This window comes from Rhodococcus sp. ENV425 (assembly GCF_002887785.1).
GTDB lineage: Bacteria > Actinomycetota > Actinomycetes > Mycobacteriales > Mycobacteriaceae > Rhodococcus > Rhodococcus aetherivorans.
Map to the genome: position 1 here is coordinate 33,198 of NZ_PCZU01000212.1, position 13,137 is coordinate 46,334.

General features: G+C 70.2%; 11 protein-coding genes. 4 read left to right on the plus strand and 7 right to left on the minus strand.

Annotation, left to right across the window (positions count from 1 at the left end; translation table 11 throughout):
- Positions 1–93: 93 nt before the first annotated feature.
- Positions 94–786 (plus strand): GTP pyrophosphokinase family protein, encoded by a 693-nt coding sequence (locus CQZ88_RS17830; protein ID WP_081636925.1) that lies wholly within the window; start codon positions 94–96, stop codon positions 784–786.
- Positions 787–910: 124 nt separating this feature from the next.
- Here the strand turns inward: CQZ88_RS17830 and CQZ88_RS17835 are convergent, their stop codons facing one another.
- Both CQZ88_RS17835 and CQZ88_RS17840 read right to left on the minus strand, forming a co-directional pair.
- Positions 911–1,741 (minus strand): siderophore-interacting protein, encoded by an 831-nt coding sequence (locus tag CQZ88_RS17835; RefSeq protein WP_006931938.1) that lies wholly within the window; start codon positions 1,739–1,741, stop codon positions 911–913.
- A gap of 29 nt (positions 1,742–1,770) precedes the next feature.
- Positions 1,771–3,207: an MFS transporter gene (locus CQZ88_RS17840; protein ID WP_006931940.1), complete on the minus strand. Its 1,437-nt coding sequence runs from the start codon at positions 3,205–3,207 to the stop codon at positions 1,771–1,773.
- Between the two features lie 109 nt (positions 3,208–3,316).
- Between CQZ88_RS17840 and CQZ88_RS17845 the strand changes: the two genes are divergently transcribed.
- Both CQZ88_RS17845 and CQZ88_RS17850 read left to right on the plus strand, forming a co-directional pair.
- On the plus strand, positions 3,317–4,210 hold the full coding sequence (locus CQZ88_RS17845) for a phosphoribosylaminoimidazolesuccinocarboxamide synthase (RefSeq protein WP_006931941.1): 894 nt from the start codon (positions 3,317–3,319) through the stop codon (positions 4,208–4,210).
- Positions 4,207–6,348, plus strand: coding sequence for a S9 family peptidase (locus tag CQZ88_RS17850; RefSeq protein WP_006931943.1), 2,142 nt, complete (start codon positions 4,207–4,209; stop codon positions 6,346–6,348). Before CQZ88_RS17845 ends, CQZ88_RS17850 begins: the two co-directional genes overlap by 4 nt.
- Positions 6,349–6,423: 75 nt before the next feature.
- On the opposite strand, the gene CQZ88_RS17855 is transcribed toward CQZ88_RS17850, so the two are convergent.
- Together CQZ88_RS17855 and CQZ88_RS17860 are read right to left on the minus strand one after the other, a co-directional pair.
- Entirely contained in the window at positions 6,424–7,113 is a 690-nt protein-coding gene (locus CQZ88_RS17855; RefSeq protein ID WP_006931945.1) for a response regulator, read from the minus strand.
- The gene (locus CQZ88_RS17860) at positions 7,110–8,666 is read right to left on the minus strand and encodes a sensor histidine kinase (RefSeq protein WP_037201423.1); all 1,557 of its coding nucleotides are present in this window, start codon (positions 8,664–8,666) and stop codon (positions 7,110–7,112) included. The genes CQZ88_RS17855 and CQZ88_RS17860 overlap by 4 nt, the downstream gene beginning before the upstream one ends.
- A 193-nt stretch (positions 8,667–8,859) precedes the next feature.
- Here CQZ88_RS17860 and CQZ88_RS17865 point away from each other — a divergent pair, with 193 nt between their 5' ends.
- Positions 8,860–10,266 carry a C4-dicarboxylate transporter DctA gene (locus CQZ88_RS17865; RefSeq protein WP_006931951.1) on the plus strand — a complete coding sequence of 469 codons (1,407 nt, stop codon included), beginning with the start codon at positions 8,860–8,862 and terminating at the stop codon, positions 10,264–10,266.
- Positions 10,267–10,352: 86 nt separating this feature from the next.
- Here CQZ88_RS17865 and CQZ88_RS17870 read toward each other — a convergent pair whose 3' ends face one another.
- From CQZ88_RS17870 to CQZ88_RS17880, 3 genes are all read right to left on the minus strand, one after another.
- A complete protein-coding gene (locus tag CQZ88_RS17870; RefSeq protein WP_102800108.1) occupies positions 10,353–11,399 on the minus strand; it encodes a nucleoside hydrolase in 1,047 nt (348 codons plus the stop codon).
- A 120-nt stretch (positions 11,400–11,519) separates the two neighbouring features.
- On the minus strand, positions 11,520–12,125 hold the full coding sequence (locus CQZ88_RS17875; RefSeq protein ID WP_102800109.1) for a TetR family transcriptional regulator: 606 nt from the start codon (positions 12,123–12,125) through the stop codon (positions 11,520–11,522).
- 94 nt (positions 12,126–12,219) lie between these two features.
- Positions 12,220–13,137 carry a LysR substrate-binding domain-containing protein gene (locus CQZ88_RS17880; protein ID WP_006931958.1) on the minus strand — a complete coding sequence of 306 codons (918 nt, stop codon included), beginning with the start codon at positions 13,135–13,137 and terminating at the stop codon, positions 12,220–12,222.

Here is a 13,137-nt window from a genome sequence, read left to right on the forward strand (position 1 = left end):
ACCGCGGCTCCGGGTCGGCGCCGGGCCGCACCCTCGGCCGACCTGGCAGACTCGATCGGGAAGGCGATGAGGAGACAGACGGTGACGGAAACGGTGGACGGCGCTGACGACGTGCAGCTGAGGCAACCACGAGTCGAGCCGGCGCAGCTCAACCTGGACCCGCCGCAGATCGCGCTCCAACGGGAGTTCCGCCGCGTCCTGATGGTCTACAAGTTCGGTATCGACGAGATGATGACCAAGATCAACATCCTCCGGGAGGAGTTCGGCTTCGCCCACGACCACAACCCGATCGAGCACGTCAAGTCGCGGCTGAAGACACCGGAGTCGGTCGTCGAGAAGGCCGTCCGCAAGGACCTGCCGCTCACCCTCGACGCGATCCGCGAGAACATCTACGACATCGCCGGCATCCGCATCACCTGCAGTTTCATCTCCGACGTCTACCGGATCTTCGACTTGATCACCGGGCAGCGCGACGTCCGGGTCGTCCAGGTCAAGGACTACATCGCACATCCGAAGCCCAACGGGTACCGGAGCCTGCACGCGATCGTCGAGGTCCCCGTGTTCATGTCCGACCGGGTGCAGCCGGTGTTCGTCGAACTGCAGATCCGCACCGTCGCGATGGACTTCTGGGCCAGTCTCGAACACAAGATCTTCTACAAGTACGACAAGGCGGTGCCCGTCGGACTGCTCGACGAACTCCGGGCAGCGGCCGCGACCGCCCGCGACCTCGACGTCCGGATGGAGGCCCTGCACGACCAGGTGCACGGGCCCGACTCGTCGCCCTGACCTCCTGCGGGCCGAGCGAATGTATCGCTCGCTACCGCTGAGGAGATGGACGATACATTCGCTCGGCCCGGGGCGGCCCGGGGCGGCCCCGAGGCGGCCCAAGGCGCGCGTCGCTCGGCCCGGCTCAGGCGTCGTGCTCGGTGAAGTCCCGGTCGTGATCCGTGGTACGGTCGTACCCGGTCTCGGTCATGCCGTGCCGCCAGTAGCCGATGACGAGGGTGGACCTGCGGTCGAAGCCCGCCTCGTTCCGCAGGTACCTGCGCATCCGCAGCACAGTCGCGGATTCGGCCGAGACCCACGCGAACCGCTTCAATTCGCCGTCGGGGATCGGCACGGCGGTCGCCGCGTCGGCCAGGTGTGTGGTGGTGCCCGCGGGCGCCCCGTCGCGGTGCACCCAGCGGATCTCGATGTCGGCGGGGGAGTGCAGATCCTGCCGTTCACCCTCGTCGGCGACCTCGACGACGGCGGTGCCGCGGGCGCCCTCGGGTAGGCGTTCGAGCATGCGGCCGATCGCCGGCAGCGCCGTCTCGTCGCCGACGATCAGATACCAGTCGGCCGGGGGCGCGACGATCCCGCCGCCGCCGGCCGCCGCGATGCGGTCGCCCGGACGGGCCCGCTCGGCCCAGGCGCTGGCCAGCCCTTCGTCGCCGTGCCGGACGAAGTCGATGTCCATCTCGGAGGCCGCGGGATCGAGCCGCCGCACGGTGTAGGTGCGGACCTGCGCCTTGAGCGTGGGGTCGGGCCACTCGAGGCGACGGCCGCCGGTGTTGACCGGCAGGTCGAGGTCGCCGTTCTCCCGCGGGAAGATCAGTTTGATGTTGGGCACGCGGGTCGGGTCGCTCGCGTAGACCTCGACCCCGCGGCCGGCGAACGTGACGCGGCGCATGCGGGGGGTGATGTCCTCGACCTTCGCGACTTCGATGACGCTGGGCATCAGCCCGTCTTCGTTCGACATGACCCACACCTTAGGTGAGCCTTTCCAACCTAAGGGGTGCCGGGTGGTTCGGCGGGCCGGTTCGGCATCGTCGCGGCCGTCACCGCCAGGCCCACCGCGGCCACGAGAAGGGCGACGAACACCGGAGCCACCGCGTCGGCGAGCCGCTCCGGCTCCAAGGGGCCCGACCCGGCGACCCCGTCCGCGGCCAGCGCCGAGTTCGCCAGCGCGCCGAACACCGCGACCCCGACGGCGCTGCCGATCGATCGGGCGAACGAATACGCCCCCGTCACCACGCCCCGCTCGGCCCACGTCACGCTCGACTGCGCCGAGATCAGCGCCGGGCTCGCGATCAGGCCCATCCCGAGACCGACCAGCACGCAGCACACCGCGACGTGCCACACCGGCGACCGCTCGTCGAGCAGCGTCAGCAGACCCGTGCCGGCCAGCACCGGCACGGACCCGATCATCGCGGTGTTGCGGAACCCGATCCGCAGGTAGAACCAGCCGGAACGAGCCGCCGCGAGCGGCCAGCCGATCGTCATCGTCGACAGGGTGAATCCCGCGACCAGTGCCGTGGTGCCCAGCGACCCCTGCACGAACGCGGGCACGTAGGAGGTCAGCCCCAGCACCACGGCGCCGACGAGGGCAGCGACCGCGCTGCTGGTCAGCACCACACGACGGGCGAACACCCACGGCGGCAGGATCGGCTCCGGCGCCCGCCGCTCGACCCACACGAACAGCAGTAACAGCGTCGTGCCGGCCGCGAACACCCCGGCGCTCGGCGCCGATGCCCACGCCCACGCCTGCCCGCCCTCGAGCAGACCCAGGATCAGCAGACCCGAACCCGTGGCGAGCGTCGCGGCGCCGGCCAGATCCACCCGCCGCCGGGCGGCCGGGGGCCGTGGCTCGGCGAACGCCCGCAGGAGCACCCCCGCGGCCAGCGCACACAGCGGCAGGTTGACCCAGAAGATCCACCGCCACGACACATAGTCGGAGAACACGCCGCCGACGGCGGGGCCGACGATCGCCGACATGCCCCACACGCTCGCGAGGTAGCCCTGCGCCTTTGCGCGCTCGGCGACGGTGTAGATGTCGCCGGCGATGGTCTGCGCCATCGGCAGCACGGCCCCCGCCCCGAGACCCTGCACCGCGCGGAAGGCGATCAGTGCCGGCATGCTCCACGCCAGCGCGCACAGCGCCGAGCCCAGCGCGAACAGCGCGATGCCGAACAGCAGCACGGGTTTGCGCCCGTACACGTCCGACACCTTGCCGTAGACCGGCACGAGCACGGCCTGCGTGAGCAGGTAGCTCGAGAACAGCCACGGGAACTGCGTGAAGCCGCCGAGGTCCGCGACGATGGTCGGGACGGCGGTGGCCAGGATGGTGCTCTCGAGTGCGACGAGCGCGGTGGCGAGCATCAGAGCCGCGAGAATCGGTCCGCGTTCCGAGCGCAGACCCACGTCGATCCGGGGTGCGGCCGACATCACGCTCCTGTTCGGGGTGGGGTTCCGGTCACGATCATTGTCATAGTGAACGATCCGGCGATCGGACGGGGGTGCGGTGCAGGTCGGCGCGGCGCACTAGGGTGGCAGCGTGCGTCCATCACTCCAGTCCTACCCCCACCTCGCCGGCGGCAAGGTCCGGGACCTGTATGTCATAGACGACGAGCACCTGCTCCTCGTGGCCAGCGACCGGATCTCGGCATACGACCACGTGCTCGACACCCCGATCCCCGACAAGGGCCGGGTGCTCACCGCGATGAGCGTGTTCTTCTTCAACCTGCTCGAGGTGAACCACCACCTCGCCGGGGAGCCCGACGACGAACGCATCCCCGCCGAGGTTCTCGGCCGCGCCCTCGTCGTCAAACGGCTGAAGATGGTGCCGATCGAGTGCGTGGCCCGCGGCTTCCTCACCGGGTCGGGCCTGCTCGACTACCGGAAGACCGGCGCGGTGTGCGGCGTCCCGCTGCCCGAGGGCCTCGTGGAGGCCAGTCAGCTGCCGGATCCGATCTTCACCCCGGCGAGCAAGGCCGAACTCGGCGACCACGACGAGAACATCACCTTCGAGGAGGTCGCCGACAAGGTCGGCGTGGATCTCGCCGTGAAGCTGCGCGAGGACACCCTCGACATCTACGGCCGTGCCGCGATGTACGCGGCGGACAAGGGCATCCTGCTCGCCGACACGAAGTTCGAGTTCGGCCTCGACGACGACGGCAACCTCATCCTCGCCGACGAAGTGCTCACCCCGGATTCGTCACGCTACTGGCCCGCCGAGGGCTACGAGCCCGGCAAGGTGCAGCCCAGCTTCGACAAGCAGTTCGTGCGCAACTGGCTGACGGGCCCCGAGTCCGGCTGGGACCGTGCGTCCGACACCCCGCCGCCGCCCCTGCCGCAGCACATCGTCGACGCCACCCGGGAGCGCTACATCGAAGCCTACGAACGGATCTCGGGCCTGTCGTTCGCCGACTGGTGGGGGCCGAGCGCATGACCCCGCCGATCGCCAAGCGGGTCCCGTCCGAGCGGGTCCATCACGGACACACCTTCGTCGACGAGTACGAGTGGCTCCGCGACAAGGAGAACCCCGAGGTCATCGCCCATCTCGAGGCCGAGAACGCGTGGACCGAGAAGCAGACCGCGCATCTGGCGCCGCTGCGGGAGCGGATCTTCGAGGAGATCAAGTCCCGCACGCAGGAAACCGACATGTCGGTGCCCACCCGCATGGGGAACTGGTGGTACTACGCCCGTACCGTCGAGGGCAAGCAGTACAGCATCCAGTGCCGCTGTCCGATCGCCGACCCCGACGACTGGAATCCGCCGGAGCTGGCGCCGGGTGTGGAACTGCCGGGCGAGCAGGTGCTGCTCGACGGCAACGTCGAGGCGGCCGGGCACGAGTTCTTCTCCCTCGGCGCGTTCTCGATCAGCCACGACGGGACGCTGCTCGCGTACTCGGTCGACGTCGTCGGCGACGAGCGCTACACGCTGCGGTTCAAGAATCTCGGCACCGGCGAGCTGCTCGCCGACGAGATCCCCGGGACCGCACCCGGCGCGACGTGGGCGATCGACCACAGCCACATCTTCTACCTCACCGTGGACGAGTCGTGGCGGCCGGACACCGTATGGCGGCACCGTCTCGGCACGTCCCACACCGAGGACGTCAAGGTCTTCCACGAGCCCGACGAGCGGTACTGGGTGTCGGTGGGTACCACCCGCAGCGAGAAGTATCTGATGATCTGGGTGGGATCCAAGATCACCACCGAGGGCTGGGTGCTCGAATCCGCGGATCCCACCGGCGAATTCCGGGTGTTGCTGCCGCGCCGCGAGGGCGTCGAGTACGGCGCCGAGCATGCCGTCATCGGCGGCGAGGACCGGTTCCTGGTCATGCACAACGACGTCGTCGAGGTGGTGAACGACGCGACGGGGGAGATCACCCGCGAGAAGGCGGAGAACTTCGTCCTCGCCGAGGCGCCAGTGGACGATCCGTCGGCGCTGCGCACTCTCATCGGGCACCGGCACGACGTGCGTCTCGAGGACGTCGACGCGTTCGCCGGGCACCTCGTTCTCGGGTACCGGCGGGAGGCGCTGACCCGGCTCGCGGTGTGGCCGCTGACCGCCGACGGCTACGGCGAGCTGACCGAACTCGAGTTCGACGAGGAACTCTTCGCCGTCGGCCCGGGTGCGAATCCGGAATGGCACCAGCCGATGCTGCGGCTCGGCTTCACGTCGTTCATCACCCCCAGCCGGGTCTACGACTACGTCGTGGATTCGGGAGAGCTGTTGCTGCGCAAGGCCCAGCCGGTGCTCGGTGACTTCGACCCGTCGAACTACGAACAGCGCCGGGACTGGGCGGTGGCCGAGGACGGCACCCGTATCCCGCTGTCGATCGTGACCCGCAAGGGCACGCCCGAGAACTCGCCGGCGCTGCTCTACGGTTACGGGTCGTACGAGGCCAGCATCGACCCCGGTTTCTCGGTGGCGCGCCTGTCGCTCCTCGACCGGGGCATGGTCTTCGCGGTGGCGCACGTGCGGGGCGGCGGCGAGATGGGCCGGCACTGGTACGAGAACGGCAAGACGCTGGCGAAGAAGAACACCTTCACCGACTTCGTCGCCTGCGCACGGCACCTGATCGACGCCGGTGTCACCGGCCCGGACCGGCTCGTCGCCGACGGCGGCAGCGCGGGTGGCCTGTTGATGGGCGCGGTGGCGAACCTGGCGCCGGAGCTGTTCGCCGGGATCCTTGCGAACGTGCCGTTCGTCGACCCGCTCACGTCGATCCTCGATCCGTCGCTGCCGCTGACGGTGATCGAATGGGACGAGTGGGGAAACCCCCTCGACAACCCCGAGGTGTACGAGTACATGCGCTCGTACAGCCCGTACGAGAACGTCGAGGCGAAGGACTACCCGGCGATCCTCGCGATCACCAGCCTCAACGACACCCGGGTGCTCTACGTCGAGCCGGCCAAGTGGGTGGCCAAGCTGCGCGCCACCAAGACCGGTGACGCCCCGTTGCTGCTCAAGACGGAGATGAGCGCCGGCCACGGCGGCGTGTCCGGCCGGTACGAGAAGTGGCGCGAGGTGGCCTTCGAGTTCGCGTGGGTGCTCGAGACCTCCGGGGCATACCGCGGCTGAGAACCGCCGGGGCCGAATGTCACATGCGTTCGATGTAAACGACACGGTGTGACATTCGGCCACAACGGCCGCCGCTCAGCGCGGGGCGTAGCGGATCTGCGGACGGCCGGCACGGCCGTACTCGGTGTGCCGGGAGGCGACGCCGTCGTCGGCCAGGCGCTCCAGATACCGCCACGCCGTCACCCGGGACACGCCTACCGCGCTGCCCACCTCGGCGGCCGTCAGCGGGCGCGACGCGTCCCGCAGGCACCGGGCCACCGCATCGAGGGTTTGCGGCGCAACGCCTTTCGGGGACGAGGCGCGCGGATCGGAGGTCCGCAGCGCAGCCATCGCCCGGTCGATGTCGTGCTGGCCGGTGGCCGTGCCCGACGCGCCGAGCGCGTCGCGGTAGGCCAGGTAGTGGTCGAGCTTGTCGCTCAGGGCCGCGAATGTGAACGGCTTGAGCAGATACAGCACGATGCCCCGGGCGACGGCGGTGCGGACGACCTCGAGGTCGCGGGCGGAGGTGACGGCGATGATGTCCGGGCTCGGGCGGATCCCGCTCATCGCTGCAGCCACGTCGAGGCCGCTCATGTCGGGCAGGCCGATGTCCAGCAACACCAGATCCACCGGCTCGGCGGTCCGCGCGGCGTCGGCGACGGCGCGCAGCGCGGCCTGCCCGGTGTTGGCGACGGCGACGACCCTGAACTGCGGCAGCCGATCGACGTAGGCGCGGTGGGCATCGGCGATGCGGGGCTCGTCCTCCACGACGAGGACGCGAATCATCGTGCGCCGCCTCCGTGCTCGGCCTGCAGGGGGATCTCCGCGACGACCATCGAACCCAGCGACGGTTCGGTCCGCAGAGTGCCGCGGTGCCGCGCCACCACCTGCGCGACGAGGGCCAGGCCCAGGCCGTGGTGGTCCGCCTTCGTGGAGTAGCCCCGCGCCATGGCACGGGCGAGGGTTTCCGGCGACATCCCCGGCCCGCTGTCCGCCACCTCGACGATCATGTTCGAATCATCCTGCCGTATCGTCACTTCCACCCAGGGCTCGTCGACGGCCCGCGCGGCGTCGATGGCGTTGTCCACCAGGTTGCCGACGAGCGTCACCAGGTCCCGGGTGCCGAGCGGCGTCGCGCCCAGTGCGGTGTCGTCGGTGACTGTCAGCTCCACGCCGCGCTCGGCGGCGTCGTTGATCTTCCCCAGCAGCAGGGCGACCAGCGCGGGTTCCTGCACCGACGCGGTGAGCCGGTCGATGAGCTGCTGCGACAGGCGTAGCTCCTCCGTCGCGAACGCGACCGCCTCCTCGGGGCGTCCCAGTTCGACCATCGTGACGATGGTGTGCAGCCGGTTCGCCGACTCGTGCGCCTGCGCGCGCAGCGCGTCGGCGAATCCGCGCACCGAGTCCAGTTCGCCCAGCACCCTCCGCAATTCGGTGCGATCCCGCAACGTCATCACCGTGGCGATCCGTCGGTCCTCCCACTGCACCGGGCTGCGGTCGACGACCAGGACGCGGTCCTCGGTGAGAAGTACGTCGCCGCGGGCGTCCGGGTCCGAGCCGGCCACCCGCAGCGCCTCGGGCAGGTCCTCCGTCGTGACCGGGCCGTCGCCGAGGCCGAGCAGGCGCCGCGCCTCGTCGTTGACGACCTCCACACGTGCGGGCTCGTCGGTGCCGAGCACGATCAGGCCCTCGCCGATCGCGTGGAGGACCGCGTCGTGGTGCTCGTAGAGCCGGCGCAGCTCGTCCGGTGCGAGTCCGAGGGTCTGGCGGCGCAGGCGCCGGCTGACGAGCACGGCGCCGGCGGCCGCGACGGCCAGGGCCGCGGCCGACAGGCCCAGGAGGGCGGGCAGCCCACGGGCGAACTGGTCGGCGACCTTCGCGCGGGTGACGCCGACGGCGACCAGGCCGACGACGCGTTCGTCGTCGAGGATCGGCGCCACCGCCCGGATGGACGGGCCGAGCGAGCCGGCGTAGGTCTCGGTGAACGCGGTGCCGGCGAGGGCCGGTTCGATGTTGCCGCTGAACGGCAGACCGATCATCGCGGGGTCGGTGTGGGTGTACCGGGTCCGGTCCGGCGCCATCACCACGATGAAGTCGGTGCCCGTCGCCTCCCGGATCCGTTCGGTGCGCGGTTGCAGCACCGCGGTCGGGTCCGGCGTGCGCAGCGCCGCGGCCGTCGAGTCGGACCCGGCCAGGGATTCGGCGATGGCGAGGACGGTGCGGCGGGTGGCGTCGTCGCTGTCGCGGCGCTCGTCGATCCCGACGAGGACGGTACCTGCGGCGATGACCAGGGCGAGCACAGCCAGCTGCAGCACCAGCAGCTGACGTGCCACGCTCATCGACGGCCGGTGCGCGGTCGGCGGCACGGACGTACTCCTTCCGGATGCCGGTGGGTCCGCCTCGTGAGCGCGACATCACCTGAACGAAATGAACGCAATCTTCACCGGGTGAGGCTGCGCTACCACCATTTCTATCAGGAACGTGACCGCGATCACGAAGTCCCCCGAAACGTCCCATCCGAGAGGATCCGCCATGAGCACGTCCACCGACTCCCGGCCACCCGGTGCCAAGTCGCCGGCCAAGCGCAAAGACCGGACGCACTGGCTCTACGTCGGTGTCATCGTGGCGGTGGTGGCCGGCGTCCTCGTCGGCTGGCTCGCCCCGGACGTCGCCAAGTCGTTCGGCGTCCTCGGCACGATGTTCGTCGATCTCATCAAGATGATGATCAGCCCGGTCATCTTCTGCACGATCGTCCTCGGCATCGGCTCGGTGCGGGCCGCCGCCAGCGTCGGCAAGGTCGGCGGCCTGGCGATGGTGTACTTCCTCGGCATGTCCACCGTCGCGCTCGCTATCGGCCTGGGGGTGGGTAACCTGCTCGATCCGGGCAGCGGCCTGAACCTCTCTCCGGAGACCGCCGGCACCGGTGCCGCGTTGGCCGACAAGGCCCACGCCGCGGGCGGGACCATGGACTTCATCGCGTCGATCATCCCCACGTCGCTGCTGTCGGCGCTGACCGAGGGCAGCGTGCTGCAGACCCTGTTCGTCGCACTGCTGGTCGGCTTCGCGCTGCAGGCCCTCGGGAAGACCGGCGAGCCGGTCCTTCGAGGCATCGGCTACGTGCAGAAGCTCGTGTTCAAGATCCTGTCGATGATCCTGTGGCTCGCTCCGATCGGTGCCTTCGGCGCCATCGCCAACGTGGTCGGGCAGACCGGTCTCGGCGCGGTCGTCCAGCTCGGCACCCTCATGATCGGGTTCTACCTCACCTGCGTGCTGTTCGTGTTCGGTGTGCTGGGCTCCCTGCTGCGCATGGTGTCCGGGGTGTCGATCTTCAAGCTGGTCAAGTACCTGGCCCGCGAATACCTGCTGATCTTCGCGACGTCCTCGTCCGAGTCCGCGCTGCCCCGGCTCATCGCGAAGATGGAGCACGTCGGTGTCGAGCGCACCACCGTCGGCGTCGTGGTCCCCACCGGCTACTCGTTCAACCTGGACGGCACCGCCATCTACCTGACGATGGCCTCGCTCTTCATCGCCGATGCGCTCGGTTCGCCGCTGTCCCTGGCCGAGCAGCTCTCCCTGCTGGTGTTCATGATCGTCGCGTCGAAGGGCGCGGCCGGAGTGAGCGGCGCGGGCCTGGCCACGCTCGCCGGCGGCCTGCAGAGCCACCGTCCGGAGCTGCTCGACGGCGTCGGCCTCATCGTCGGCATCGACCGGTTCATGTCCGAGGCGCGCGCGGTCACCAACTTCTCCGGCAACGCCGTCGCCACCCTGCTGGTGGGAACGTGGACCGGCACCGTCGACCGCGGCCGCGTCCGCGACGTCCTCGCCGGCCGCATCCCGTTCGACGAGGAGACCATGGTCGACGACGGCCACGGTCCGGTCGCCGAGCCGAAGCCGGCCGTCGCCGCCGAGCCGGAAGAGAAGGTGCTGGCACGCGCCTGACCCACCTCCGCGAAACCCCTTGTGGCCGAATGTCACACCGGTTCGATCAGATCGAGCCGGTGTGACATTCGGCCACAGGCGTTCGGTCAGACGTGCGTCCGGGACAGCGCGGCGAGGTGCGCCCCGACCCGCTCGACGAGGTGGTCGAAGAACAGCGGCGGGTCGGTGGCGACGACGATCTCGGCGTTCGGTTGCCGGCCCCACATGCCGGACCAGTCGGCGACGGTGGTGCCGCGGGTGAGCCGGCCGTCGAGTTCGACGTCGACCGTCGCCGGACGGGTGGTGACGGGCACCGCTCCCAGGGCGACCGCCGCCGCGAACGGATCGTGGACGTGTGCCAGGAAACCCTGATCCTGATCGCGGTGGAATTCCATGTAGAAGCGCAGGGCGTCGGACAGGTACCGCACGACCGGGTGGGACGCCTCCGAGCGCAGTCCGCGCGGATCGTCCGGCGAGAGGATTTCGGCCGGCACGCTCCCCGCGGTCTCGGCGAGCCGTCGCAGGTGTTCCGGTCGCATCGCGATGGACTCGGTGGTGTCGAGGGAGCACACGATCGGCCGACGGCCGGGCTCGACCGCGGAGAACGCGTCGAACACCGCCTTCGCGGCCTCGGGGTCCACCGCGACGTTCCACTCGGAGGTGGGTGTGGTGTTGCCCGGGTAGTTGAACGCCCCGCCCATCACGACCAGACGACGCAACCGGTGGGGGAGTTCCGGGTCGAGCCGGACCGCCAGTGCGAGATTGGTGAGCGGACCGGTGACGAGCCCGACGAGTTCGCCGGGGTGGGCGCGGGTCAGCTCCACCCATGCCTCGGCGGCGCTGCGGCCCGACGGGCCGCGTCCGGGGGCGGGCAGGTCGGCGTAACCGACGCCGCGCGGGCCGTGCGTGTCCTCGGTGGTCATCAGCGGCGCGACGAGCGGGGCCTCGGAGCCGACGGCGACCTCGATGTCCGGCCGGCCGCACACCTGCAGCCACGCCAGGTTGTTCGTGGTGACCTGCTGCACGGGCACGTTCCCCGCGGTGGAGAGCACCGCGACGAGCTCCGCGTCCGGACTCGCCAGCAGGTAGAGCAGGGCGAGTGCATCGTCGATGCCGGTGTCGACGTCGGCGACGAGGCGGGTGGGTTCGGGCACCCGCCCATCCTGCAGTACGCGGCCGCGGCCCGGAACGGTCGGGGCGGGCCGGATGGGTGTGGATGCCGACCACACCGCGGACGGACGGCCGATCGCGGCTCGGGCAGTGCGAGCGCGGTCTCAGCCGACGATGCGCCGCAACTCCTCGCGGCAGCGGCGGTAGACCTCCACCGGTTCCGCGGCCTCGCCCGCGAGGGCGAGTTCGCCCCAACGCTCCCAGCTCGTGCGCCACACGGCCACGGCCGTCTCGGCGACCAGCAGGATCGTCGCCGGGTCGTAGTGCGGGAGCTGTTCGGTCAGGCGGGCCCGGAGGCGGGACGTGAGGACCTGCTCCTGCGATGCGGCGAGCGCCTGCAGGTCGGGCTCTTTCGCCAGCAGGCACGCGACGCGCCGGTGTTCCTCCAGGTCGGGGTCGGTCTCCCGGCTCATCACCGCCTCCGCGGCGGCCTCGACGCTTCTCAGGACGGCGGCGGGATCCGGGCCGGAGACCTCCAGGGCGTCGATCACCAGGAGCAGGCGGCGCTGTCCGGGCAGGGCGGCCTGCTCCTTGGAGGTGAAGTACCGGAAGAAGGTGCGGGCCGAGATGCCGACCCGGTCGGAGATCTGCTGGACGGTGGTCTCGCGGACGCCCTGTTCCTCGAACAACTCGAGGGCAGCCCGGTGGATCTCCTGGTGGGTGTCCAGGCGGCGCCGGGTCCGCAGATCGCGGGGGATGTCGACGTTCATGCGGTCCTTCCTCAGCCGGTGTCCTGCGATTATGACCACCTCCGTCGATGCCGGCGTGCGGGCGGCGACCCGGCCGTCGCCTCGGGTTGCCGGCTCAGGAGGGCGGTGTCGTGTCGACCAGGCCGGCGGGGAGCTGGCGGAACATCTCGGCGAGCTGAGGCAGGAAGTCGCGGAAGCCGCTGCTCTTGCGCCAGAACATGCCGATGCGGCGATGCGGGACGGGATCTTCGAAGCGCAGCAGCCGGATGTCCGGCGGCTGGGTGACCGGGGTGGTGACGGCCAGGCGGGGCAACAGTGTCACCCCGACCCCGGCGATCACCATCTGACGCAGGGTCTCCAGGCTCGTCGCCCGGAAGCCGTTGCGTTCGGCGGCTCCGGTCAACCGGCACACCTCGAGGGCTTGGTCCCGCAGGCAGTGACCGTCCTCGAGCAACAGAAGGCTCTCGTCCGCGATCACCGACATAGGGGCAGGTTCGGCCGTGGCGGCCAGCGGATGCGTGGCCGGGACGGCGAGCACGAAGTCCTCGGAGAACAGGTACTCCTGGTGCAGGTGTTCGTCGTTGACCGGGAGCGCCAGCACGGCGACGTCGAGGTCGCCGCCGCGGAGCCGCTCGAGGAGGTCCTCGGTCTTCTCCTCGATCAACAGCAGTTCGAGGTCGGGGAACCTCGCCCGCACCTTCGGCACGACATGGGGGAGCAGGTACGGCGCGAGGGTCGGGAACAGGCCGATGCGGAGCGTGCCCGACTCCGGGTCGGAGGACTGCCGGGCGATCTCGCGAATGTTCGCCGTCTCGCTCAGAATGATCCGGGCCCGCTCCACGATCTGCCGGCCCGCGTCGGTCAGGGTGATCTGACGCGGGCTCCGCTCGACGAGTTCGACGCCGAGTTCCTGTTCGAGCTTGCGGATCTGGGTCGACAGCGTCGGCTGACTGACGTAACAGGCCTCCGCCGCCCGGCCGAAGTGGCGGTGATGCGCCACCGCGGCCAGGTACTCGAGATCACGCAGGTTCAC